Raw genomic sequence first — 21,167 nt, 5'->3', positions numbered from 1 at the left:
CCCCTAGCGTGCATCGGCAAGGAACGACGCGACATAGACCAGCGGCGCATTCCAGTTGATGGTGATCTCATTGGAGCCATAGGCCTCGATATCGTCGACATAGCAGGTCTGGGGCGCGCAACCCTGCAGCCGCTGCTTGGCGATGGCATCCACGGGCGTCGAATTCGGCCCACCGGCAAGCGAGCCGACCGGCGGATTGGGCAGCGTCGGGTCCACCTGATGCGCGTACCAGCGGCTATGCTGATTCTCGGGCGAGCGCGCGCCGTAACCGGTGATGTAGGAGAGCGCCATGGCATTGCGGCCGAGAATATAGTCCATGCTCTCGCGCGCAGCATTGAGGAAGGCTCTATCCCCCGAAAGGTCGAAGGCCACCGACAGGACGATGATGTTTTGCAGGATCAGTTGGTTCGATCCCCAGTCGTACTGGTGATTTCCAGGGCGATAGATCTGCCCGAACGGCTCGGCCGTCTGCAGCTGAAGGAATGTCCCCGCCGCCGTCAGAACCGAGCTTCGCACCATGTCGCGATCGGCCCTGGGCAAGGCCCCGCCGTAAAGCGCGAGTTGCAGCCGGGCGAAGCCGGCAACGTTGCGCCAGTGAAACGCACCGGTCGGCGGCAACACCTCGCCTGCCCAGTGCGGAGAAGCGCGCAAGGCATCGAGATACTTCGCCTCTCCGGTTGTCAGGAACAGTTCTGCCGCGGCCCAATAGAGTTCGTCGGAAACGTCGTCGTCGTCATAGTCGCCGCCGCCTGAAAGGCCGTCCGATTTCGGCGCGAACAGCGTCGGATTGGCATTGGCCGCCACCCATGCCTTGCGCGCGGACGTCAACAGCCTTGCGGCGAAGGTCGGATTGTCCTTGGCAAAGAGCCGTGAGGCCTGCGCGGCCACTGCCGCCACATCGAAGGTCGCGGCCGTCGAAGGCCGGTGGAGCGCCCGCGGTTTCGGATCTTCGCTCGGCAGCATCGGTGGCGAAGTCCACTCGGTATCGTGGATCTTGTGATGCACCATCCCGGCGAGCGGCTCGCCGTCGGGCACCATCATCGAAAGCAGGAATTGCAGTTCCCATCGCGCTTCGTCGAGCAAATCGGGAATGCCATTGCCGCTTTCGGGAATGCGCGAAAGCCGATCGCTGAGGACAGGCGACGTAGCACCGCCGAAAACGCGGCCGCGCTCGAACGTGGCCAGCAGCTGCGCGACCGAGATCGCCCCGTTGACGGCGTACTTGCCATGATCGCCGGCATCGTACCAACCGCCGGAAACGTCGAGACGATAGGAGCAGGACCAGTCGCCGTAGAGCGTGGCGGCCTCAGCGCCAGTGAAGCAGCCGACGGATTTGTCGCCCTCGTTCGGCGCGACACCGACATGCCCGGCAGGCCGCGCATAGGCCTTGCCGGCGATATCGCCCCGGATCTTGATGCCGCTGCGCTGCGGATAGAACCAGGAGAGCGCATCGACCCGCAGGCGGCCATAGAGATCGTCGGAGATCGAGAAGCGATCGCTGCTCCAGTCGCCGGAGACCAGCCTATAGTCTTCGCCGGGAACGGCATAGGCGGAAAAATCCGCCACATGCGTGCTGACGCCGGCGGACGGATCGAAGCCGCTCGGCCGCGTCGTCCCCTCGCCGACGACGACATCGCTTGCATCGACCAGCTGAAAGGAAATGGCGCGGCGCGCCTCCGAGACCACCGTCGCCCGCTTCGGGCCGTCAGTGAAATAGCCGAGCTGGTTGACCCGGATGGCCGGCCCCTGGTTCGCCCGCTTGTCCGCAGCGGGAGGCGCAGCAATCTCGACCAGCGACAGGTCGTCGATACAGAAGCGCCAGGTTTTCTCGGCGCCGCCGAGCGGGAAAACCAGCTGGGCCTCTTCCTCTTCCGACGCCATGAAGTCTGCCGAAAACGGCGCACGCCCGGGCGTGCCGCCGACGCTGAACTCGCCCTGCACCGTCCAGGGCTCGGCACCGCGCTGGATGCGGGCCGGTACGGCACGGGCGGGATCGGCCGTGGCCGACAGTGAAAGCCTGTAATGAAGGCGCGGTTCGAGTTTCAGTCCGTTGATGCCGATAAGCCGGTCCCAGGTTTCGCCGCCTGCCGAAACATCGGCGCAAAGCTGCCCCGCGCGCCGCGTCAGCACCACGCCTTCGCCGGCCCAGAAGCTGTCTTGGCCTTGCTCGAAGCGGCCGTCGACGATCAGGTCGGCGCCCGCTGCCATGCCAGGCAGAATGAGGACGACAATAGCCGCCTGCGCGATCCCCAACCTCGACACCGTCTCGCCACTCCGTTTTTTTCGACACCGGATCGCACCGTCGGACAACGCGAGGAACACTGCCGTCGACCCGGCGGTACACGGCGCGGTAGCGTTGACGCAAACAGGTTAAACTTGAGAAAACGTCCGGGCCTACGACGAAAAAACCCGCGTACTGCCTCGGTCGAACAGGCTTTTTTTGCGGCGAACCACACACGTCCGCGAAATCGAGACACCCCCCGCACCGTTGCACGCGCAGCGCCCGAGGCTTGACCCGAACCGGCGCCCTGATAGTTTGACCAAAGGGTAAAAGAATCCGAGCGGGCGCTGCTGCCCGACACAGGACCATGCCGAGGAGAACTGGAATGTCGAACCGTCTGAATACCACGCCTAACGACCTGCGCGCCTTCTGGATGCCGTTCACCGCCAACCGGCAGTTCAAGAAGGAGCCACGCCTCTTCGTCAGCGCGAAGGACATGCACTATACGACCCATGACGGTCGCACGGTGCTCGACGGCACGGCCGGTCTCTGGTGCGTCAATGCCGGCCATTGTCGCCCGAAGATCACCGAGGCGATCCGCGAACAGGCGGGCGAACTCGACTATGCGCCGGCCTTCCAGCTCGGTCATCCCAAGGCTTTCGAACTGGCGAACCGCCTGGTCGATATCGCGCCTGCGGGCATGAACCACGTTCTCTACACCAATTCCGGCTCTGAATCGGTCGACACGGCGCTGAAGGTGGCGCTGGCCTATCACCGCGCCAAGGGCGACGGTTCGCGCTTCCGCCTGATTGGTCGCGAGCGCGGCTATCACGGCGTCAATTTCGGCGGCATCTCGGTCGGCGGCATCGTCTCCAACCGCAAGATGTTCGGCACGCTCCTGACCGGCGTCGACCACATGCCGCACACCCACCTGCCGGCCCAGAACGCGTTTACCCGCGGCGAGCCCGAGCACGGCGGCGATCTGGCGACAGAACTTGAGCGCATCGTCACCCTGCACGACGCCTCGACGATCGCCGCCGTCATCGTCGAGCCGGTTGCAGGTTCGACCGGCGTGCTGATCCCGCCGAAGGGCTACCTCAAGAAGCTTCGCGATATCTGCACCAAGCACGGCATCCTGTTGATCTTCGATGAGGTCATCACCGGTTTCGGTCGCCTCGGCACGCCGTTTGCCGCGCAATATTTCGACGTGACGCCGGATATCATCACCACGGCGAAGGGGCTCACCAACGGCGTGATCCCGATGGGCGCGGTGTTCGTGACCTCGGAAATCCACGACGCCTTCATGAACGGTCCGGAACACCTGATCGAGTTCTTCCACGGCTACACCTATTCCGGCAATCCGATCGCCTCGGCCGCAGCGCTTGGGACCCTCGACACCTACAAGGAAGAGGGCCTTTTGACACGCGCCGCCGAGCTTGCCTCCTATTGGGAGGACGGCCTGCATTCGCTCAAGGACTGCCCGAATGTGATCGACATCCGCAATGTCGGCCTGATCGGCGCGATCGAGGTGCAGCCGATCGCCGGCGAACCGACCAAGCGTGCGTTCAACGCCTTCCTGAAGGCCTATGAAAAGGGCCTCCTGATCCGCACCACCGGCGACATCATCGCGCTCTCGCCGCCGCTGATCATCTCCAAGGCGGAGATTGACGAGCTGTTCGACAAGCTTCGCGACGTGCTCGTCAACAATATCTGATAACGTCGTCCACCTGAGAATACGGCCCTTTCCCCGGCAACGGGGAGAGGGTTAATCTTATCTACAGACCGAAAATGAGGGGTGCAGATGTCCGCGGCGTTGGAACGAATGATCGACCAGGGCGTCGGCCGCGAGCCGGCCGACATCGTGCTCAAGGGCGGGCGCTTCTTCGATCTGGTGACGGGTGAGTTGATTGCCTCCGACATCGCCATATCCGCGGGCCGCATCGTCGGCACCTATGGCGACTATGAAGGGCGCGAGGAGATCGATATCTCCGGCCGCATCGTCGTGCCCGGTTTCATCGATACGCATCTGCATATCGAATCCTCGCTCGTCACGCCGCACGAGTTCGATCGCTGCGTGCTGCCGCTCGGCATCACCACCGTTATCTGTGACCCGCACGAGATCGCCAACGTGCTCGGCACCGAGGGCATCCAGTTCTTTCTCGATTCCGCCCTCGAAACGATCATGGATATCCGCGTGCAGCTGTCGTCCTGCGTGCCCGCAACGCATCTGGAGACGGCGGGTGCCGACCTGCCGATCGAAAGGCTGCTGCCTTTCCGCCACCATCCGAAGGTGATCGGCCTTGCCGAGTTCATGAACTTCCCCGGCGTCATCCACAAGGATCCCGTATGCCTGGCCAAGCTCGAGGCGTTCCAGGGTGGCCACATCGACGGCCATGCGCCTCTGCTGCGTGGCAAGGACCTGAACGGCTACCTCTCGGCCGGCATCCGCACGGAGCATGAATGCACCACGGCTGAAGAGGCGATGGAGAAGATCCGCAAGGGCATGCACATCCTGGTGCGCGAAGGCTCCGTCTCCAAGGACCTGCACGCGCTGATGCCTGTTATAACCGAGCGGCTTTCGCCCTATCTTGCGCTCTGCACCGACGACCGCAATCCACTCGATATCGCCGAGCAGGGCCACCTCGACTACATGATCCGCACCGCGATCGCCGCGGGCGTCGAGCCGCTGGCGATCTATCGTGCCGCCTCGATCTCGGCCGCGCGTGCCTTCGGCCTTCGCGACCGCGGGCTGGTGGCGCCCGGCTGGCGCGCCGACCTCGTCGTGCTCGACAGCCTCGAAAGCTGCCGGGCGCAGATGGTGTTTTCCGGTGGCCGCCGCGTGACCGACGCACTGTTTGCCACCCGCAAGCCGGTTGCGCCCGTCGGGCTCGACAGCGTCAAGGCCGGCCACGTCAATGCCAGCGATTTCGGCGTGCCCTACTCCGACAGCGAGACGTCGGTCATCGGCGTCCTGCCGGGCAAGATCATCACCGAGCATCGCCGCTACCGGCTGCCGGCTGATGGCAACGAGACCGGCGTCGACCTTGGTCGCGACATCATCAAGGTGGCGGTGATCGAGCGGCACGGCGTCAATGGCAACCACGCCAACGGCTTCGTGCAGGGCTTCGGTCTCAAGAAGGGCGCGATCGCCTCGACGGTCGGCCATGACAGCCACAACATCTGCGTCGTCGGCGTCAACGTCGAGGACATGGCGACCGCCGCCAATCGTCTTGGCCAGATCAAGGGCGGCTTCGTCGTCGTCGAGGATGGCAAGGTTACCGGCGAGATCGCATTGCCGGTGGCGGGTCTGATGAGCCTGGAGCCGCACGAATCCGTGCGCGACACCTTGCATCACCTGCGTCAGGCTGCTTTTGCGTCGGGCGCCACGCTGGAAGAACCCTTCCTGCAGCTCGCCTTCCTGCCGCTGCCGGTGATCCCGCACCTGAAGATCTCAGACCGCGGGCTTGTCGATGTCGACAAGTTCATGCTGATCGGCTGAGCAAGGTCGGCTCGCTCAGTTGTCGGTGAACGACGCCGAGAGCTCCTTGCGAAAATAGACGACCCGCTCGGTTTCCTCGAAACCGAGCGCGGTGTGCAGGCTCTGGCTTTCCAGGTTGTCAGTGTCGGTGTCGGAGGCAAGCTCCCGGCAGCCGTGGCTGACGGCCCAGCGCTCGGCAGCCGTGATCAGCGCCCGCGCCACGCCATGGCGCCGGTAGCGGGGAAGCACATAGATACCTTCGAGAAAGGCAACCGGTGACGTCTCGCAGCCATTGACGTAATCGGTGCGCAACGACACCTCGGCAAAGCCGGCAGCGACACCGGCATCGTCTTCGCAAAGGAAAGCGGCCTGCCGCTCCCCGGCGGCGAGACAGGCGTCTATCTCGCCGCGGTGGATGCCAGCCGGCGTATCGGACCAGAGCGCCAGCCGCATATCCAGCCAGCGTCCGACCATGTCTGCATTCATCAGCAACACGCGCATCAATGTTTCCCGCAATAGGCGCTCAAGCCGTCGAGTTTCAGCACCCCACCTGTCACCTGCGCCGATTGGCCCGGCAAGGGTATGGCTTCCACGACCGTATCGGCGACAAGGAATTCCTGCGGCTCTCGCGTCAGGTTGAAGACGAAGAGCAACCGCTCGCCGTTCCTTTCGCGGATGAAAGCCAGAAGGTCGCGGTTGCTCTCGAGAAACGACATGTCGCCGTCGTGCAGGACCGCATGCGATTTGCGAAAGGCCAGCATGGCGCGATAAGGGTTCAGCACTGTGACAGCGCCAGCCTCCTGCGTATCGACCGCCAGCCGCGCCTGTTCAGCCGGCACCGGCAGCCACGGCTTGCCCGCAGAGAAACCGGCATTCCTGACGGCCGCCTCCCACACCATCGGCGTCCGGCATCCGTCCCTCCCCTTGAAGGACGGCCAGAAGCGGATGCCATAGGGATCGCGCAGGTCCTCGAAGGCGACGTCCGCCTCAGGCAGGCCGAGTTCTTCGCCCTGATAGAGGCACACCGAGCCACGCAAGGTGGCGAGCAGGGTGATTGCCAGCTTGGCGACCACGTCCCGTTCCGCCTCGCTCTCGGCAAAGCGGCTGACATGGCGCATGACGTCGTGGTTGGAAAAGGCCCAGCACACCCAGCCGTCGGTGACCGCCTTCTGGAAATTGTCGACGCAGCGGCGGATGTGGCTGGCGGTGAAATCCGGGCCGAGCAGGTCGAAGGTGTAGCACATGTGCAGCTTGTCGCCGCCGCTGGTATAGGCCGCCACCGTCTTCAGCGACCGCGCCCCGTCTCCGACCTCCCCCACCGTCGTGCGCCCGCCATAGCTGTCGAGCAGCGCGCGGAATCGTTGGAGAAATGCAACGTTCTCCGGCTGGCTCTTGTCGTAGAGATGGTCCTGCATGCCATAGGGATTGACATCGGGCGCATCGTTGCTGGTCGCATCCGGATCCGGCACCAGCGGCGGATTGTCCCGGAGATGGCGATCGTGGAAATAGAAATTCACGGTATCCAGCCGGAAGCCGTCGACGCCACGGTCGAGCCAGAAGCGCGCCGCATCGAGCGCCGCGTCCTGGACTTCAGGATTATGGAAATTGAGATCCGGCTGCGAAGCGAGGAAGTTGTGCATGTAATATTGCTTGCGCACCCCGTCCCATTCCCAGGCTGGCCCGCCGAAGATCGAAAGCCAGTTGTTGGGCGCAGTGCCGTCCGGCTTCGGGTCGGCCCAGACATACCAGTCTGCCTTCGGGTTCTCACGACTTGCGCGGCTTTCGACGAACCAGGGATGGCGGTCGGACGAATGGGAAATCACCTGGTCGATGATCACCTTGAGGCCAAGGCGGTGCGCCTGCGTCAACATTTCGTCGAAATCGGCAAGTGTGCCGAACATCGGATCGACATCGCAATAATCCGAGACGTCATAGCCCATGTCGGCCTGCGGCGAGGTGAAGAACGGCGACAGCCAGATGGCGTCGACGCCGAGCGAGGCGATGTGGCCGAGCCGTCGCGTGACGCCCTTGAGGTCACCGATGCCATCGTCATCGGTATCCTGAAACGAGCGCGGGTAGACCTGATAGATCACCGCGCCGCGCCACCAATCGTCACCCGAACCCTGCTGAGACGCCATGCCCTGCCCCCGTGAAGCCGATCTGTGCGCCAAGATGTAGCCTCGCCCGGCGCGCGAGTAAACGCCGGACTGCAGCCACGGCACCGCTCAAATCCTTATGCGCGGGAAAACAATCTCTTGCCGAGACCGGTCTTGAACCTTATCCCGTCAGCACGGGAAAACCAAAGGGAGAGAAGACGTTGGCCGGAACGATGCTTTCGATCGGGGAGTGCATGGTCGAATTGATGCAGGCTGAGGGCGGTCTGCTGCGCAAGGGTTATGCTGGCGACACCTTCAACGCCGCCTACTACGCGCGGCTGTTCATGCCGAGCGATTGGTCGGTCGGCTATTGCTCTGCGGTCGGCACTGACACGGTTTCCGACGAAATGCTCGCCTTCATGGCCGAAAAGGGCATCGACACCACGCCCGTTCGCAAGATCGAGGGCCGCACGCCGGGCCTCTACATGATCCATCTGAAGGACGGCGAACGCAGCTTCTCCTATTGGCGCTCGGCTTCCGCCGCACGACTTCTCGCCGACGATCCCGACCACCTGCGCCGGGCCATCGAAGGCTCCGACCTCATCCTGTTTTCCGGCATCACCCTTGCCATCCTGGCGCCCGCGGCGGTGGAAACGCTGCTTGCCGAACTGCGCCGCGCCAAGGCCGCGGGTAAACGCGTCGTCTTCGATCCCAACATTCGCCCTCGCCTGTGGGACGACGCCGAGCGCATGCGCCAGACACTGACGGACGGCGCCCGCGCAGCCAGCCTGGTAATGCCGAGCTTCGACGACGAAGTCACGCATTTCGGCGACGGCTCGATCCAGGCGACGATCGAGCGCTACAAGGCGCTGGGCGTTGCCGATGTGGTGGTCAAGGACGGGGAAAAGGGTGTGACGCTGGCTTTTGCTGGCGCCGAGATCGACCATGTGCCGGCCACGCCGGTCGAGCGTGTGGTCGACACCACCAGCGCCGGCGACAGCTTCAACGGTGCCTTCCTCTCGCGCCTCGTTGCGGGCGATACGCCGAGCACGGCCGCAGCCTTTGCGGCCCGCATCGCCGCCGGCGTCATCGGCCATCACGGTGCGCTCGTCGACAAGAGCAAACTCGTCGGCTGAGGCTTCGCTTCGGCTTCCCGCCAACCGCGGTCATAGGCGCTGAGGCCAGTGGGCTCAGCGCTTCTTGCGGGACTTGCTCTCGAACGGATTGTCCGATGCACGATAGTGGATGCGGATCGGCACACCAGGTAGATCGAAATCGCTACGCAGTCCGTTGATCAGGTAACGCGTATAGGATTCCGGCAGCGCGTCGGGACGCGTGCACGAGATCATGAAGCCCGGCGGGCGGGCCTTCACCTGCGTCATGTATTTCAGCTTCAGGCGACGGCCGGAAACGGCCGGTGGCGGATGCTGCACCTGCTGGGATTCGAGCCAACGGTTGAGGCGCGCCGTCGAGATGCGACGGTTCCAGGTCTTGTCGGTGTCGATGATCGCCTGCATCAGGCGGTCGAGACCGTAACCGGTATGGCCGGAAATCGGAATGGCGCGAATGCCGCGCGCCTGCGGCAACAGCCGCTCGGTCTTTTCGCGCAGATCGGCAAGCACCGCCTGCCAATCTTCCACCAGATCCCATTTGTTGAAGGCGATCACGGCGGCCCGGCCTTCGCGAATGATGAGATCGACGATCTGCAGGTCCTGCTTTTCGAACGGAATGGTCGCGTCGAAGACGATCACCACCGTTTCGGCGAAGCGGATGGCGCGCAGCGCATCGGCAACCGAGAGCTTCTCCAGCTTCTCCTGCACCTTGGCCTTGCGGCGCATGCCGGCAGTATCGAACATCTTGATGGTGCGGCCGCGCCAGTCCCACTCGACCGAGATCGAATCGCGGGTAATGCCGGCTTCCGGTCCGGTCAAAAGCCGGTCTTCGCCAAGGAACCGGTTGATCAGCGTCGACTTGCCGGCATTCGGCCGGCCGACGATCGCCACGCGCAGCGGCTTGGTTTCGTCGTAGGCAGGCTCGGCCTCGTCATCCTCTTCCCCCGTCTCGCCGGTGGTCGGGCGCAGGTCGATGTCGGTCTCGGCCACATCGTCTTCCGGCGGATAGGCCCGGTCTTCGCCGATCGCAGCGATGATCGCGTCGCGCAGATCGAGCATGCCCTGGCCATGCTCGGCCGAAATCGGGCACGGGTCGCCAAGACCGAGCGTGAAGGCGTCATAGAAACCGCCGTCCGAACCACGCGCCTCGGACTTGTTGGCGACGAGCACGACCGGCTTGCCGCGCCGGCGCAGCATTTCCGCCAGCGTGTTGTCGGCCGGCGTCAGGCCCGCCTTGGCGTCAACGACGAACAGCGACAGGTCGGCCTCGTCGATCGCAGCTTCGGTCTGCGCCCACATGCGGCCCTGAAGGCTGTCGGGTGCGGATTGCTCCAGGCCGGCGGTATCGATGATGCGGAACTTGAGGTCGATGAGCTTGGCATCGCCCGGACGGCGGTCACGGGTAACACCCGGCGTATCGTCGACGAGCGCCAGCTTCTTGCCAACCAGGCGGTTGAACAAGGTGGACTTGCCGACATTGGGGCGCCCGATGATGGCGACGGTGAAACTCATGAACGTATCCGTTTCCGTCTGAAAGCGCTGCGCGTCATCAGGACACGCAGCGCTTCAACAGTTTGATAATCAACATATCCTTTCCAAAGACCGGACCCGGTCTCCAGGGATATGCGCTTAGGCTTTGCCGCTCGCGGCAATCACGTCGAGCAGCATCTGCGCCCGGCCTGCGACATTGCGCGGGCTCTGGGCGTCATCGACGATCTGTTGGAACCAGCTCTTCGCCTTGGCGATATCACCGGCCTTGTAGGCAGAAAGGCCAAGCGCCTCGCGCGCCGAGTGGCGCATATTGTTCTGCGGCACGGCCAGTTGCTCGACTTCGGCCGAAACCTGGTCATAGGTGCCGTGATCGACCAGCAGGTAGGCGGCACGCAGCCGGGCGGCATCGCGAAGCGCCTCGGGCAGGCTTGTATCCTTGCCGATATCCGAAAACGCCTTGATGGCGGCATCGATCTCGCCCTTCTCGGCCTGAAGCGTCGCCGCGCGAAGACGGGCGAGCACCGGATAGGCACCGTAGCCATCCTTCTGCAGGTTGTTCAGAGCGGCCAGCGCTTCGTCGGCCTTGTTTTCCTTGGCAAGGTTCAGCGCCTGCAGGAATTCGTCGCCGGACTTTGAAGATGCGTTGTCGCGCCAGTAGTCGTAGCCGACCTTGCCGACGGTTCCCAGAACGATCAGCACGGCGATCGCCACGATGACGCTGCCGAAACGGGCCCAGATGTTCTTCATCCGGTCCGAACGCAGTTCTTCATTCACCTCGCGGATAAAGCTGTCGTCTTGGTTCGCCATCGATTGCCCCGGCCTCTCGGCCTTCCCTGCACGCTATTAGGATTTTGCGCCTTCTACCCGATTTTGCGGCAGTTGTAAGGGGGCGTGCGTTATTTAGCCGACAACCATGGGAGAAACGCCGATCACCAGTTCGTGCAACGTCCACACAATCACCCCGTAAAGGGCGGCGCCGATCACCACGGCGATCAGGTCATAGCGGTAGGAAACAAACGCCGGATAGGTGATTTCGCCGGCGCGCCAGCGCTTCTTCATCGAAATTCGCAGGATGACCGCCCAGGCGAGGAACGTGCCGAAGAGCAGCACCGACGACGTCTCGCCATTGGCAAGCAGATGGGCGAGTGCCCAGATCTTGATCGCAAGGATCGCCGGATGTTTGGTGACCGTCCGGATCTTGCCCGGCGGAAGATAGGCGGCCACGAGACAGATGCTGGCGATCAGCATCAAGGTCAGCGCGATATGAGCGAGGAACACCGGGGGCGCGTAGAGCATGCCGGTGGAGGCACGGGCCTGATCAAAGCCATAGGCGATCAGGCCGAGGCCGACCAGCGCACAAATGCCGTGGATCGCATGCCAGGCACCGGTGCCGCTGCGGGCGATCACCGATGCGCGCAGGCCGGGCGCGAAGCTGCGAACGAGATGGATGCCCAGGAAGATCACGATACCCAATATCAGCAGCGCCATGTCGTCACCCGTCCTTCATTGTTGTTCTGTCCACTCATACCAAGTCTCGATGATGGGTTCCTATCACCGAGACTTGGTATCAGGCATAGCCGGAGTGTGTAGAAATTTCCAGACAGATCAAAGGATTGCCGCATTCCTGGATAAAGGGACCGCATACGCAAATCGTCGCAGATATCATGATCCGAACATTTATTGCCCTTTCCCTCGCCCTTGTCCCTACCCTCGCCGCCGCTGCCGAACCCACGTTCGACATGGCCACGCCGGCTGTTCCGGCGAAGGACAAGCAGCTCGTCATCGTTTCCTTCGACGGCGCACATGACAACGCGCTGTGGGAGAAGAGCCTGGCGATGGCCAAGCGCACCAATGCGCATTTCACCTACTTCCTCTCCTGCACGTTTCTGATGACACGGGCCGACGGTAAGCAGATCTACAAGCCGCCGGGGCTGAAACCGGGTCGCTCCAATGTCGGTTTTGCCCAGAGCCGCGAAGAAATCACCGCCCGCGCCGGCCACATCTGGCAGGCCCATCTCGACGGCCACGACATTGCCAGCCACGCCTGCGGCCATTTCGATGGCAAGGGCTGGACGAAGGCTGACTGGCAAAGCGAATTCTCGACATTCGACACGGCGCTACGCGATGCCTGGAAGAAGGCGGACAAGCCCGAGGCCGAGCCTGAAGGCTGGGCTGAATTTGTCCGGACCGGCATCAAGGGTTTCCGCGCACCCTACCTTTCGCTGAGCGACGGCCTGCTTCCGGCCTTGAAGGCATCCGGCTTCACCTATGACGCGAGCCTGGTGACCAAGGGGCCGGGCTGGCCGATGGAAAAGGATGGCCTGCCGCGCTTCGGCCTGCCGCTGATCCCCGAAGGACCATCCAAGCGGCCGGTCATCGGCATGGACTACAATCTGTTCGTGCGCCATTCCATGGGCGTGGAAAACAAGAAGGACGGCGCCGCCTTCGAGGCGCGCACATACGAGGCCTACAGGAAGGCCTTTGACAGGGAGTATGCCGGCGACCGGATCCCGCTGCAGCTCGGCTTCCATTTCGTCGAAATGAACGGCGGCGCCTACTGGCGCGCGCTCGACCGGCTGCTGACCGATGTCTGCACCAAGCCCGATGTCGCCTGCGTCAGCTACGCCCAGGCGCTGCCGATGATCGACGAGGCAAAGAAGAAGGCGGATCGCTCCGCCTTCTGATTGTTTCGCATTTGGCCCGGCTCAGGCCAGTTCTTCGTCGCCACCGACGGCGATGAACTTCTGCTCGATTTCCGGCAGGGGCTCATCGTCGATTGCCGCTTCGAAGGCGCGCAGACGCTTGTAGATCGACAGAAGCTCGACAATGGTCGGCCAGGACGAAACGAGGTACTGAAACGACGACGTCACCTGCCCGAAAGCGCCCGAGATCTGGTTCAACGCGCCGAGCGAGATCTTGCCGGCGATGATCGACGGCGCCAGGATCAGCAACGAAAAGATGTTGTTGATCTGCAAATAGAAGATGCGGGCGATGTTGAAGTAGAGATAGTGGAAATAGAGTCGGAAATAATTCCGACGAACGTTGTCGAAGAGATCGGCAACGGTCGGAGGCTGAGCGCGGTCGGCGTGATCCTCGCCATAGACCAACTCCTTGCGAAAGGCCGCCTCGACACGCTGATTGCGGAACTCGAGACCCGGCAGCTTGATACCGACGACCGCCAGAAACACCGTGCCGAACAACGACCAGAGCACGGCGGCGGTGACGAGCGGATAGGGAATGGCGCCGACAATCGGCAGTTCGGTCACGTTCTCCGAAAGGCGGATCAACACCGGCGTGAAGGCAATCAACGTCATGACGCTGTCGATCAGGCTGACGCCGAGTCCCTCGACCGTCGTGGAAAAGCGCATCGTGTCTTCCTGCACACGCTGCGAAGCACCTTCGATATGGCGAAGCTTGCCCCAATGGGCCATGTAGTATTCGTTCATCGCCGTGCGCCAGCGGAAGATGTAGTGGCTGACGAAGAAGCGCGTCATGACGGCGACTGCCACTGCGACAAGCGCAATGCCGAGGAAGACAGCAATCTGGCCGTAGAACTCGTCTGCCGTAACCACCTTGGACTTCGAAACGGCCGCCTGGATCAGATCCCAAAACGGCCCGTACCAATTGTTGATCGCCACGCTCACCTGCACCTGGAAATAGGTGACGAAGAGGATGAGTGCCGAGCCAAGAATCGACCAGTTCTGCCAGCGATGCGGCGAGTAGACGTACCAGAATGCCGCGAACAGGCCGACGACCAGCCCGAAGTAGAGATAGAACCAAACGAAGGCGGGCGACCAGAAGGCGGAGATGCCGACGATCGGCGGCGCATCCGAGGGCAAGGGTGGCATACCGAAGACGGCGCCCAGATGCTCGCCTTCGCCGTACCAGAAGGCAATGGCGACCAGCGACCAGACGACGAAGGAAATGAAAAAGAGCTTCGGCTTCGGGAAGAAGGATAGGAACAACGTACGGCACTCTCGTTTCGGGGGAGGAGAACAACTCGCCTCCCGAAGCGCCGAAACTAGGGCAAAGCGCCGTCATCAACAATCCAGTAATACAAACGTTACTGTTATTTCATGCACGCCGAAGACGCGCCGGGCGGACGAGCTTTACCATGGCGGGCGGTGGCGGTCAGGACTTCAACGCTGCGGAAATCCGCTTCAACTCGATGACGATGACGCCGCCGCAGAGGAAGAGCACCGCCGCAGCAATCAAGGTCGGCGCTGCAAAGCTGCCGGTGCGCTCCGCAAGCCAGCCGGCAACCAGAGGGCCGACGATCTGGCCGATGCCGAAGGCGGCGGTCATCAGCGCAAGCGCACGACGCGGACTTTCCGGCGCGAGTTGCCGGCCGATCTGCAGGCCATAGGCGGTGATCATCATGAAGGTTGCGCCGAGCATCAGACCGCCGGCGAGCGGCGCATAGGGCAAGGGAAGGCTGACCGTCAACACGAGGCCCACGGCCTCGACCAGCAGGCCGATCGCATAGACGCCGGCAAGGCCGAAACGCGGCACGGCGAAACGCCAGAAGTAAATGGAGAGCGCAGCACTCAAGCCCGTCAACAGCCAGGCGAGAAACTCGATGCTGTGGCCGCCACTTGGGTCGCGCGCCATGGCGACGAGGAAGGTGGCGGTGATGACGTAGCCGAAACCGAATAGCGCATAGGTGAACGTCATCACCGTCAACGGTCGCGTCCAGCGAAGCGGCTTCTCCCGCACCGCGCCCGCGCCGGAAACGGGAGTGCCCGGCAGCAGGGCCGCGACCAGCACGGTACCTATCAGGCCGACGAGCGCACCGGTGAACCAGTCGCTTTGCGACATGGAAAGCCCGGCGTGACCGGCCAGCGGGTTCGCCCAGACGCAGAGCGACGAGAGCGCGATACCAAGGCCGACGCCGCCGAAATGCATCGCCGGCACCTGTTCGGAGCGCGCGAGCAGGCCATGGCCGAGCACGATGCCGGAAATGAAAATCATGGCGAAGGCGCTGGCGAGACCGGCCAGAAAGCGGATGAGCGCCAGCACGGCGACGGAGGAGGACAGGCCCATCGCCGCAAGCAACAGCGTCGTGGCAACGAGCGCCGAAAGGCCGATCCGGCGTTCATGTCCATGCGCCCAGCCGTAGGCGGCGAGGATGGCGCCGGCGAGATAGCCAACGAAATTGGCCGAGGCGATGAGGCCGGCATCGCCAGGCGACAGGCCGAGATCGGTCATCATCGCCGGCAGGATCGGCGTGTAGGAGAAACGACCGAAGCCCATGGCGACGGCCATGGCGATGGCGCCGGCGGTCGCCGTGGCAGCGATGTTGGTCTGAAGCGGTCTGTCGAGCGTGGTCATATCGGTTTATTGCACCGCAACACGGGAGACCACAAACGACTAAAATTGAAGGTCCTATTGAAGAAATCGAACGATTGCCCGTGAGCCCGGGTGAGGCGGAAAACCGCACGCACCCGGATCCGCTAGTCTCCTACCACGAAATCGTTTCGAGTAATCTGAAACGCGAAGGGTGACTGCGCAAAAGGTCCGTTTTTCTTAAAGTCTTCGTCGAACTGCATCTGCCATTTTTTGAAGAAACCAGCGCCAAGGGCCGCCTCTACCTTGCCCTTCGTAGCTGGCTCGTCAGTCACCGACAGGGTGACCGTCTTCAGACGAACACCGGGGCCGAACGCGAGATTGAGGTGATCAGGATGGACTTCCTGAAGGCTCTCGGGGTTGGCTGGGTCATCAATCGTCGCGAACACCGGATAGGTGTGCCGAGGGAGCTCGCGCACTGGACGACCCGCCGCCAAGCTGTCTAGGGATCGCCGGATTTCCTCGCGCCCATAGTCCTTCAATGGCGGATCCGCCAAGGTGAAAAAAGCCGTTCCTGGAGCATAGCCCTTCAATAGGGCGAACAAGTACCGCCCCGGAGCCACTTCCAGCACCAGAGCTTCGCCCTCAAGGGTTCCGGCACCACCCCCTCCACCGGAGTCGCCAATCTTGAACCACTTTGGCGGCATCTCCCACTCCGCGACCGTAACAGCGCTTGCTGTGATCTCGCCACTGGGTGTTTCGACAGTGACCGTGAGCTTCTGATGCCACTCCCAATCCCGGAAACCAAACATGTCGCAGCCTGGCAGAACCGCCAGGAGGGTAAACAGCAGTATCAGCGATGCAGGTCTCATTCGTTTCATTCGGGCCCGATTCTTGCCCGTCAGCCGGGCAACGTCACCACCAGCGGCCCGCCGCGCGTCACCACGACCGTGTGCTCGTACTGCACGGTCGGTGCCCGCGGTTCGCTGTAGAGCGTCCAGTCGTCCTTGTCGCCGCTCTCGGCCCAGTCCGCTCCCATCGAGAGGAAAGGCTCGACGGTAAAGACCATGCCGTCGGTCATGCGCCGCCGTTCGCTCGGATCCGGCCAGGTCGCGATCTCTTTCGGCTCCTCGTGCAACGAGCGGCCGATGCCGTGGCTGGCAAGATTGGTGACCAGCGAATAGCGGTTCTTGCGGGCAAAATCGCCGATGGCATTGCCGATCGCGGCAAGCGACTGGTCGGGACGCACCTGCTTGAGGCCGACCCACATCGCCCGCTTGCCGTCGCGGCAGAGCCGGTCGATCGCGGCCGTCACCGGCGGCACCGGAAAGGAAGCGCCGGTATCGGCGAAAATGCCGTCCTTTTCAGCCGAAACGTCGATATTCACGAGATCGCCGGCGAGGATGATGCGGCTGCCGGGAATGCCGTGGGCGATTTCCTCGTTGACGCTGATGCAGGTGGCACCGGGAAACTGGTAGCAGAGTTCCGGCGCGGACCGCGCGCCGGCATCTTCCAGCACCTTGCGGCCGATGGCGTCCAACTCGGCCGTCGTGATGCCGGGTTCGAGTGCCTCGCCCATCGCCTGCAGTGCATTGGCACAGATGCGGCCGATTTCCTTCAGCCGCAGCAAATCTTCTTCGTTGTTGAGGGTCATCCGTGTCTCGCTTTCGCGCTCACACATAGCCTGCCGGCGCCGGTTTTTCCAGCGCCGACAGTCGATCCATGGCGGGTCGGCGATGGCTCAGGCCGAAACGGCCAGTCCGGCCCGTTCCTCCGCCAGCGCCTTGCGCACCAGCGGCGCCACCCTGGTGCCGTAGAGTTCGATGCCGCGCATGATCTGCGCATGCGGCATCGGGCCGATCGCCATCTGCAGCAGGAAGCGGTCGTTGCGGAAGAGTTTCCAGTTCTCGACGATCTTCTCGGCCACCGTTTCGGGATCACCGAGGAAGAGGTTGCCGGTTGGGCTGCGCGCCTGGTCGAAATGCGCCCGGTTCGTCGGCCCCCAGCCGCGCTCGCGGCCGATGCGGTTCATCACCTCCGCCTGCGGGCCATAAAACTGGTCGGCGGCAAGGTCGGTCGTATCGGCGATGAAGCCGTGAACGTTGATGCTGGTCTTTAGCTTCGCCGGATCCTGGCCGGCGCGACGGGCAGCCTCGCGATAGAGGTCGAACAGTGGCGCGAACCGGCGCGGCTCGCCGCCGATGATGGCGAGGGCCACCGGCAGCCCGAGGGCACCGGCACGGGCAACCGACTGCGGTGTACCGCCGACGGCAATCCACAACGGCAGCATCTCCTGCAGCGGACGCGGATAGACGCCACGATCGCTGATATCAGGGCGCATCTCGCCCGCCCAGGAAACCTTCTCCGTTTCGCGTAGTGCCATCAGCAGGTCGAGCTTTTCGGCAAAGAGCTGATCGTAGTCGTCGAGCGACTGGCCGAAGAGCGGGAAGGACTCGATGAACGAGCCGCGACCGGCCATGATTTCGGCCCGGCCGTTGGAGATGAGGTCGAGCGTCGAGAACTGCTGGAACACCCGCACCGGATCGTCTGAACTCAGCACGGTAACGGCACTGGTCAGCCTGATAGTTTTCGTCCTGGCAGCGGCTGCGGCGAGGATCACGGCCGGCGCCGAAGCCGCGTAGTCCGGGCGGTGATGTTCGCCGAGGCCGAAGACATCGAGGCCGACCTGATCGGCCAGCTCGATCTCTTCAAGCAGATTGGCAAGCCGCCGCTGGCCTTCCCGGCCCTCGTCGGCAGCGTTCGGATCGACATCCGCAAATGTGTAAAGCCCGAGTTCCATGGTGCCCATCCTGTCGTTATCTTACCGACAGATAGTTGGCGCGAGCGAAAGCAGCAAATGCGCGTCCGGGAAACACAGTGTTTCCCGGATGGTGCCGAACGGTGCCGCGATCGGGCCGAGGGTCAGGGTCTAGGTCAGCGTGCGCTTGACCGCACTGCGCCACCCCTTGAGCTTGGTCTTGCGCGTCGCCTCGTCCATTGCGGGCTCGAAACGGCGATCGCGGGCCCAGGACTTGGCAAAGTCCTCCTGTTTCGGCCAGACGCCGGCGCGGCTGCCGGCGAGCCAGGCAACGCCGAGCGCCGTCGTCTCAAGGATGATGGGCCGGTCGACCGGCGCGTCGAGCAGGTCGGAAAGCCGCTGCATCGTCCAGTCCGACGCGACCATGCCGCCATCGACGCGCAGCACCGTTTCCTTGCCGTCACTGCGCCAGTCCTTGTGCATGGCTTCGAGCAGATCGCGCGTCTGGTAGCAGACCGCCTCGAGCGCAGCACGCGCGAACTCGGCGGGCCCGGTGTTGCGGGTCATGCCGAAGATCGCGCCGCGGGCGTCCGGATCCCAGTGCGGCGCACCGAGGCCGGTGAAGGCCGGAACCAGATAGATCTCCTGCGACGGATCGGCACTTTCGGCAAGCGTGCCGGTGTCGGGCGCCGCCTTGATCACCTTCAGGCCATCGCGCAGCCACTGCACCGCCGCGCCGGCAACGAAGATCGAGCCTTCGAGCGCATAGGTGGTTTCGCCATCCAGCCGATAGGCAATGGTTGTGAGCAGCCGGTTCTTAGACCGCACCATGTCGTTGCCGGTGTTGAGCAACGCGAAGCAGCCGGTGCCGTAGGTCGATTTCAACATGCCCGGCTTGAAACAGGCCTGGCCGATGGTGGCGGCCTGCTGGTCGCCGGCAACGCCGAGGATCGGGATCGCAGCACCAAAGAGCGCCTTATCGGTGACGCCGAAATCGGCGGCGCAGTCCTTCACCTCCGGCAGCATGGCGCGGGGAACCCGCAGGATGTCGAGCAACTCGTCATCCCAGGCATTGTCGGCGATGTTGTAGATCAGCGTGCGCGAGGCGTTGGTCGCATCGGTGACGAAGGACTGTCCGCCCGTCAGCCGCCAGATCAGGAACGTATCGATCGTGCCGAAGCAGAGTTCGCCCTTGGCGGCTCTGGCCTGGGCGCCCTTTACGTTCGACAGCAGCCAGTTGAGCTTGGTGCCGGAGAAATAGGGGTCGAGCAGCAAGCCGGTCTTCTTGGTGAAGGTCTTCTCCAGCCCCTGCTTCTTCAGCTTGTCGCAATAGGCCGCGGTGCGGCGGTCCTGCCAAACGATGGCGTTGTGGATGGGCTTGCCGGTTTCGCGATCCCAGACGACGACGGTCTCGCGCTGGTTGGTGATGCCGATGCCGGCGATATCGGTTGCCGAGATCCCGGCCTTGCTGATCGCTTCCTTGACGGTGAAAACGACCGTATTCCAGATCTCTTCCGGATCGTGCTCGACCCAGCCGGATTTCGGGAAGTGCTGCTTGAATTCCTTCTGGCCGGCGCCTGCCACCTGCTGCTTGCCGTCGAAGACGATCGCCCGGCTCGACGTCGTGCCCTGATCGATCGCGAGAATATATCCGCCCATATGCCCCTCCCCGGCCTGCATCACGTGTTTCGACGCCCTTCCCAAAGGGCGTAGCGTCCATTTCGAAAAACTTCAATACGATGACAAAACGAATGTCAAACGAAAACAAAACGCAAGAAATCGCGGCGAAGCCTCCGACCGCAACTCTGCGTCGGCGGCCTGAAAAACACAATTGTCACATCAGCGGTTTTACGCGTAGGTTGACGCTGTTGCGTCGCAAAAACCGGGCAAGATTAAGCGACGCTGCAAAGGGAGAGATCAGCAATGACGAGAACTGCGGTCATCACCGGTTCGACGAGCGGCATCGGCCTTGCCATTGCCAAGGCCTTCGCCAAGGGCGGCGCCAACATCGTCTTGAACGGCTTCGGCGCACCGGACGAAATCAAGGCCGCGACGGACGAAGTCGGCGCGCTCACTGCCGGAACGGTCATCTATCACCCGGCCGACATGACGAAGCCGGACGAGATCGCCGATCTGATGGCGACGGCTGAAAAGCGTTTCGGCAGCGTCGACATCCTAGTCAACAATGCCGGCGTTCAATATGTCGAGAAGGTCGAGGATTTCCCGGTCGAGCAATGGGACCGGATCATCGCCATCAACCTCTCCTCCTCTTTCCATACCATTCGCGCCGCCCTTCCCGGCATGAAGGCGAAGGGCTGGGGCCGCATCGTCAACATCGCCTCGGCGCACGGGCTCGTCGCCTCGCCGTTCAAATCCGCCTATGTCGCTGCCAAGCATGGCATCATGGGGCTGACGAAGACCGTCGCGCTCGAAGTTGCGGAAAACGGCATCACCGCCAACTCGATCTGCCCGGGCTATGTGCTGACCCCGCTCGTCGAAAAGCAGATCCCGGATCAGGCCCGCACCCGCGGCATCACCGAAGAACAGGTGATCAACGACGTGATGCTCAAGGGCCAGCCGACCAAGAAGTTCATCACGGTCGAACAGGTGGCGTCATTGGCCGTCTACCTCGCCGGCGACGATGCGGCGCAGATCACAGGCACGCATGTTTCGATGGACGGCGGCTGGACGGCGCAATAGCGCGCGTCCGTCCATTGAGACAAGG

17 protein-coding genes are annotated in these 21,167 nt (G+C 63.1%); 5 read left to right on the top strand and 12 right to left on the bottom strand.

What is annotated here, in order from left to right:
• Nucleotides 1-3 precede the first annotated feature (3 nt).
• Complete coding sequence (locus AC244_RS07670) at nt 4-2,262, bottom strand: glycoside hydrolase family 9 protein (RefSeq protein ID WP_234716869.1); 2,259 nt, start codon at nt 2,260-2,262, stop codon at nt 4-6.
• Between the two features lie 344 nt (nt 2,263-2,606).
• Here AC244_RS07670 and AC244_RS07665 point away from each other — a divergent pair, with 344 nt between their 5' ends.
• Together AC244_RS07665 and ade are read left to right on the top strand one after the other, a co-directional pair.
• Nucleotides 2,607-3,935 (top strand): aspartate aminotransferase family protein, encoded by a 1,329-nt coding sequence (locus tag AC244_RS07665; protein ID WP_053248171.1) that lies wholly within the window; start codon nt 2,607-2,609, stop codon nt 3,933-3,935.
• An 87-nt stretch (nt 3,936-4,022) separates the two neighbouring features.
• The gene (gene ade, locus AC244_RS07660) at nt 4,023-5,720 is read left to right on the top strand and encodes an adenine deaminase (RefSeq protein ID WP_053248170.1); all 1,698 of its coding nucleotides are present in this window, start codon (nt 4,023-4,025) and stop codon (nt 5,718-5,720) included.
• A gap of 15 nt (nt 5,721-5,735) precedes the next feature.
• Here the strand turns inward: ade and aac(6') are convergent, their stop codons facing one another.
• Together aac(6') and AC244_RS07650 are read right to left on the bottom strand one after the other, a co-directional pair.
• Complete coding sequence (gene aac(6') / locus AC244_RS07655; protein ID WP_053248169.1) at nt 5,736-6,200, bottom strand: aminoglycoside 6'-N-acetyltransferase; 465 nt, start codon at nt 6,198-6,200, stop codon at nt 5,736-5,738.
• Nucleotides 6,200-7,837, bottom strand: a complete 1,638-nt coding sequence (locus AC244_RS07650; RefSeq protein WP_053248168.1) for an alpha-glucosidase family protein — start codon at nt 7,835-7,837, stop codon at nt 6,200-6,202. The genes aac(6') and AC244_RS07650 overlap by 1 nt, the downstream gene beginning before the upstream one ends.
• Before the next feature lie 179 nt (nt 7,838-8,016).
• On the opposite strand from AC244_RS07650, the gene AC244_RS07645 reads away from it, so the two are divergent.
• A complete protein-coding gene (locus tag AC244_RS07645; protein ID WP_053248167.1) occupies nt 8,017-8,931 on the top strand; it encodes a sugar kinase in 915 nt (304 codons plus the stop codon).
• Nucleotides 8,932-8,985: 54 nt separating this feature from the next.
• Here the strand turns inward: AC244_RS07645 and der are convergent, their stop codons facing one another.
• From der to AC244_RS07630, 3 genes are all read right to left on the bottom strand, one after another.
• Nucleotides 8,986-10,419, bottom strand: coding sequence for a ribosome biogenesis GTPase Der (gene der, locus AC244_RS07640; RefSeq protein WP_053248166.1), 1,434 nt, complete (start codon nt 10,417-10,419; stop codon nt 8,986-8,988).
• 117 nt (nt 10,420-10,536) lie between these two features.
• Complete coding sequence (locus tag AC244_RS07635) at nt 10,537-11,205, bottom strand: tetratricopeptide repeat protein (protein ID WP_053248165.1); 669 nt, start codon at nt 11,203-11,205, stop codon at nt 10,537-10,539.
• A 93-nt stretch (nt 11,206-11,298) separates the two neighbouring features.
• Entirely contained in the window at nt 11,299-11,886 is a 588-nt protein-coding gene (locus tag AC244_RS07630; RefSeq protein WP_053248164.1) for an NnrU family protein, read from the bottom strand.
• Between the two features lie 176 nt (nt 11,887-12,062).
• Here AC244_RS07630 and AC244_RS07625 point away from each other — a divergent pair, with 176 nt between their 5' ends.
• The gene (locus AC244_RS07625; protein WP_053248163.1) at nt 12,063-13,082 is read left to right on the top strand and encodes a polysaccharide deacetylase family protein; all 1,020 of its coding nucleotides are present in this window, start codon (nt 12,063-12,065) and stop codon (nt 13,080-13,082) included.
• A gap of 21 nt (nt 13,083-13,103) precedes the next feature.
• On the opposite strand, the gene sbmA is transcribed toward AC244_RS07625, so the two are convergent.
• The 6 genes from sbmA to glpK form a co-directional block, all read right to left on the bottom strand.
• Nucleotides 13,104-14,363, bottom strand: a complete 1,260-nt coding sequence (gene sbmA, locus AC244_RS07620; RefSeq protein WP_053248162.1) for a peptide antibiotic transporter SbmA — start codon at nt 14,361-14,363, stop codon at nt 13,104-13,106.
• A gap of 166 nt (nt 14,364-14,529) precedes the next feature.
• Nucleotides 14,530-15,729, bottom strand: coding sequence for an MFS transporter (locus tag AC244_RS07615; protein WP_202596049.1), 1,200 nt, complete (start codon nt 15,727-15,729; stop codon nt 14,530-14,532).
• Nucleotides 15,730-15,851: 122 nt separating this feature from the next.
• Nucleotides 15,852-16,556 (bottom strand): hypothetical protein, encoded by a 705-nt coding sequence (locus AC244_RS07610; RefSeq protein WP_053248161.1) that lies wholly within the window; start codon nt 16,554-16,556, stop codon nt 15,852-15,854.
• Between the two features lie 29 nt (nt 16,557-16,585).
• Nucleotides 16,586-17,338 carry a type I methionyl aminopeptidase gene (gene map / locus AC244_RS07605; RefSeq protein WP_053248425.1) on the bottom strand — a complete coding sequence of 251 codons (753 nt, stop codon included), beginning with the start codon at nt 17,336-17,338 and terminating at the stop codon, nt 16,586-16,588.
• An 87-nt stretch (nt 17,339-17,425) separates the two neighbouring features.
• A complete protein-coding gene (locus tag AC244_RS07600) occupies nt 17,426-18,484 on the bottom strand; it encodes an LLM class flavin-dependent oxidoreductase (protein ID WP_053248160.1) in 1,059 nt (352 codons plus the stop codon).
• Between the two features lie 129 nt (nt 18,485-18,613).
• Complete coding sequence (gene glpK, locus AC244_RS07595) at nt 18,614-20,101, bottom strand: glycerol kinase GlpK (RefSeq protein WP_053248159.1); 1,488 nt, start codon at nt 20,099-20,101, stop codon at nt 18,614-18,616.
• 264 nt (nt 20,102-20,365) lie between these two features.
• Between glpK and AC244_RS07590 the strand changes: the two genes are divergently transcribed.
• Complete coding sequence (locus AC244_RS07590; RefSeq protein ID WP_053248158.1) at nt 20,366-21,142, top strand: 3-hydroxybutyrate dehydrogenase; 777 nt, start codon at nt 20,366-20,368, stop codon at nt 21,140-21,142.
• Nucleotides 21,143-21,167 lie beyond the last annotated feature (25 nt).

Source organism: Ensifer adhaerens (genome assembly GCF_001270265.1).
GTDB classification, from domain to species: Bacteria; Pseudomonadota; Alphaproteobacteria; order Rhizobiales; family Rhizobiaceae; genus Ensifer; species Ensifer adhaerens_B.
The sequence above is the reverse complement of the archived record's forward strand: the minus strand, read 5'-3'. Positions and strand labels throughout refer to the sequence as shown.

Bases quoted from the DNA above. Each gene is read 5' to 3' on its own strand.
- AC244_RS07665 (WP_053248171.1), top strand. From the start codon at position 2,607: ATGTCGAACCGTCTGAATACCACGCCTAACGACCTGCGCGCCTTCTGG.
- ade (WP_053248170.1), top strand. From the start codon at position 4,023: ATGTCCGCGGCGTTGGAACGAATGATCGACCAGGGCGTCGGCCGCGAG.
- AC244_RS07650 (WP_053248168.1), bottom strand. From the start codon at position 7,837: ATGGCGTCTCAGCAGGGTTCGGGTGACGATTGGTGGCGCGGCGCGGTG.
- der (WP_053248166.1), bottom strand. From the start codon at position 10,419: ATGAGTTTCACCGTCGCCATCATCGGGCGCCCCAATGTCGGCAAGTCC.
- AC244_RS07635 (WP_053248165.1), bottom strand. From the start codon at position 11,205: ATGGCGAACCAAGACGACAGCTTTATCCGCGAGGTGAATGAAGAACTG.
- AC244_RS07630 (WP_053248164.1), bottom strand. From the start codon at position 11,886: ATGGCGCTGCTGATATTGGGTATCGTGATCTTCCTGGGCATCCATCTC.
- AC244_RS07625 (WP_053248163.1), top strand. From the start codon at position 12,063: ATGATCCGAACATTTATTGCCCTTTCCCTCGCCCTTGTCCCTACCCTC.
- AC244_RS07615 (WP_202596049.1), bottom strand. From the start codon at position 15,729: ATGACCACGCTCGACAGACCGCTTCAGACCAACATCGCTGCCACGGCG.
- AC244_RS07610 (WP_053248161.1), bottom strand. From the start codon at position 16,556: ATGAGACCTGCATCGCTGATACTGCTGTTTACCCTCCTGGCGGTTCTG.
- map (WP_053248425.1), bottom strand. From the start codon at position 17,338: ATGACCCTCAACAACGAAGAAGATTTGCTGCGGCTGAAGGAAATCGGC.
- AC244_RS07600 (WP_053248160.1), bottom strand. From the start codon at position 18,484: ATGGAACTCGGGCTTTACACATTTGCGGATGTCGATCCGAACGCTGCC.
- glpK (WP_053248159.1), bottom strand. From the start codon at position 20,101: ATGGGCGGATATATTCTCGCGATCGATCAGGGCACGACGTCGAGCCGG.
- AC244_RS07590 (WP_053248158.1), top strand. From the start codon at position 20,366: ATGACGAGAACTGCGGTCATCACCGGTTCGACGAGCGGCATCGGCCTT.